The sequence below is a fragment of the Dietzia sp. Cai40 genome, assembly GCF_014145165.1.
Classification (GTDB): Bacteria; Actinomycetota; Actinomycetes; order Mycobacteriales; family Mycobacteriaceae; genus Dietzia; species Dietzia natronolimnaea.
This window is the reverse complement of record NZ_JAALEB010000272.1, coordinates 1-3138: the sequence shown is the minus strand read 5'-3', so window position 1 is coordinate 3138 and position 3138 is coordinate 1. Positions and strand designations below refer to the sequence as shown.

3 protein-coding genes are annotated in these 3138 nt (G+C 72.5%); all 3 read right to left on the bottom strand.

Going from position 1 to position 3138, the window contains the following annotated elements:
- The coding region (locus tag G6022_RS10835; protein ID WP_182691560.1) for a DUF222 domain-containing protein at positions 1-866 on the bottom strand (866 nt) is incomplete at its 3' end.
- Positions 867-1096: 230 nt separating this feature from the next.
- Entirely contained in the window at positions 1097-1591 is a 495-nt protein-coding gene (locus G6022_RS10830) for an SRPBCC domain-containing protein (protein WP_182639930.1), read from the bottom strand.
- A gap of 38 nt (positions 1592-1629) precedes the next feature.
- Entirely contained in the window at positions 1630-2907 is a 1278-nt protein-coding gene (locus tag G6022_RS17165; RefSeq protein ID WP_182639929.1) for an alpha/beta hydrolase family protein, read from the bottom strand.
- Between the last annotated feature and the right edge of the window lie 231 nt (positions 2908-3138).

Sequence of the window (3138 nt, the reverse complement as noted above, 5' to 3'; positions counted from 1 at the left end):
GCCGGACCGCTGCCCGCGTGCCGGCCACCGGCTCCGTCGCCGTCGCCGTCGCCGTGATCGCCGGTACCGAGGATCGCATCGACGAGGGCATCCGCTCGGTGGTGCTGGCGGGTACGGGGATGCGGGTCATGCGCCGTCCCAGTGCCGGCGCGGACGGCCTCGATCCGGGCCCGCTTCTCGCGATCGAACCGCTCCCCGGCGGTGTGCCCGAGCGCCTCGTGGATCGCGGACGCCTCGGTCGAAGTGAGGTGCGCACGGAGCTCGGCCATGCCGTCCACCCCGCGCCGGACGCTGACCCGACGCTCACGCGCCGCGGCAGCACACCGGGCCAGCACCCCTTCCGGGTCGAAGTCCGCGATGATGCTGTCGGTCTTGGCCAGGATCGCGTTGCGGCCGGGTCGCTCGCCGGCGTCGACGGAGTCCAGCAGCCAGTCCACGACCAGTCGGTGCACAGCGTCCAGGACGGAGGGATCGACTGTCCGCATCTGCCGGACGAGCATCCCCGCCGTGCGCTCGTCCAGCAGGCCGGACCCCATCGCCTCGACGATCCCCGGGAAGCTGATGGCGAGATCCCGGGCCAGCGTGAGCATCGCTGACGCGCGGTGGTGATGAACACCGTAGGTGGCGACCAGTTCCGCACAGGCGACGTCGAACGGGTCGAGCACCGCGTGGTCGCGCGGGCGCTCTGGCCCGTCGGGGTCGTAGTACCCGGCCTCGACGTCTCGGGCGAACTGCTGCTCCTCGCACAGTGCCAGGAGATCGTGGCAGGCCTGCAGACGGGCGGCAGCGGCGCGGTTCTCCGTGCGGAGGGCGTCGAGGGCGGCCAGGCCGGCCGCCGCGATCCCCGAACCGTGTTCTGCCGACATCCGGCTCCCCCTTCTGCGATAGCGAGGCGATCGCTCGTGTGTTCGATAGGGAAACACTAGCAACGGGGTACGACATGGTGGTTCGACCACGACCGATGCGAATGACGCGCCGGGGCGCCGGGCGCCGGGCGCCGGGGCGGCGGCGCGGCGGGACGTGCGGTGTCATCGAAGGGGTCTGGGATGGGGATGGGGATGACGTGGAGGGAGCGGAGCGGGCCGCTCCGGACCGCTCAGCCGCCCAGCAGGGCCCGGTAGTGCTCGGCGAGGCCGGGGTAGTAGTCGGGTTCGAAGCTCAGCGCCTCCGGATCCCGCCCCGCCTCGGCCTCGACCAACCGGTCCAGGTAGTACTCCCATCCGGGACCGATCGAGGAGGCGGACTCGGCATCGGCGATGTCCTGTTCCAAGGAGATGACGGCCTCGTCGTCGTCGCCCTCGATCCTCACGGTGAGCAACCACCCGCCCGGACCGGTCCGCACCACCAGGAGGCCCGGCGCCTCGCAGGTCACCACCTCGACACCGTCGACGGGATCGCCGTCCTCGGCGGTCATGGTCAGTTGGACGGTGCCGGACGCCGGGTCGCCCGACCACGGGCCGATCCACCGGGCGGTGCGGGCCGGATCGGTGACGGCTGCCCACGCCTGCTCGCGGGACATGGGCAGGCGGCGGGGGAACACGACGGCCCCCGAGTCGTCGAGGTATCCGGAGGCCGTGGGCGTGGCGGACATGGCGTCTCCTCGCGATCAGAGGGGCGCCGGGAGTGGTGTCAGCGCAGCGCCGGCATCAGCGTATCGCGCATCGGCGCGATGAAACGGCCGAAGTTGTCCCAGTTGTGCAGGCCTGTGGGCAGGTAGTCGACCCGGGCGGGGATGCCCAATTCGTCGAGGCGTCGGTCCATGGCGACGGTGCACGCGTGGGTGGCGATCTCCAGACCGGTGCCCTGGGAGAACCGGAGCAGGTCACGGCCGTTGCGGTCCCATTCGGTGGCGTCGGGCATACCGGTCGCGGTGGCGAGGTACAGGGTCTTGCCGCGGAGCTTCTCGGCGTGGAGCAGCCCGTCGTTCTCCGCGTAGGCCGGGTCGGTCCGCGGACCCCACAGGTTCGCGATGTTCCCGCCGCGGGTCTCGGTGACGATCTTGGCCAGGACGAATCCGAGATCGTCGCGCGCGGTGTAGCAGCCGGCGATCGCGCCGACGGCGGAGAACAGGTCGGGGCGCCGCTCGGCCAGGGTGACCGCGCTGGCGGCCCCCATCGACAACCCGGCGACACCCCGCTTGCCGGTGAAGGGCAGTTCGCCCGACTCGAGCAGCGGGGGCAGCTCCTCGGTGAGGAAGGTCTGCCAGGCATTGCGGCTCAGGACCGGGTCGTCGTTCTGCCAGTCCGCGTGCAGGGAGCCGTCGGCGCGCGCCGGCATGACCAGGGTGACGTGCTCGCCGGCGAAGGCGTCCTGGACGCCCCCCGGCAGGAGCCACCCGCTGGGCGACGGCGAGTCGACGCCGTCGAGGAGGTAGAGCATCGGGGCCGGGGCGTCGGACGCGGGCCGCCAGATCTCCACCGGCAGCACCCGGTTCATGGACTCGGACGCGATCCACCACCGCTCGAAGCGGGTGTCGCCGCCGGCCACGCGTGGGTCGCCGATCTCCTTGTGGCGGACCTCGGAGACGGTGACCGGCTCCGCCTCCATCCCGATGGGCGGGGTGGCCAGTGTGTTCTGTGAACCGGTGCCGAGTGGCGGGAGCGTCCCCAGGCCCGCCAACGACTGCGTCCCGGTGGACCCTGTCGAGCCGATGGTCGCCGAGCCGGCGCCGGCGCTGGACGGGTCGACGCTGCCCCCGAGCTCATTGATCGAACCGATATTGCCCGACGAGCCAGACGAGCCCGACGAGCCCGGGAGCGACTGTGCGGAGACCGGCATCGCGATGCTGCCGATCAGCCCGAGGGCCAGGACGGGCGCCAGTGTCGGGGTGAGCAGACGGGAGAGCCCCGGGGCGGACCGGCGGGGCGAGAGAGAACGGGGGACGGCGGACGAGCGGCGGTCGGACACGGGGCTCCTAGGTCGAGCGGAACGGGATGCGACCGTCGAACAGGCCCGAGACGGTGACCTGACGACAATAGTGCGCCGCCCCCGCCGCGCGCGACCCTCTACTCCCTGGTGTCGCGGGGGAGCGTCGGCCCGGAGAGGTCGGAGGGGCCCGGCTCCGGGGTCCCCGCGTCCTGCGGGGTGGGGCTCGTCCCCGTCTGCCCGGTGGGCGTCGCGGCGTCCGCGGAACCGTCG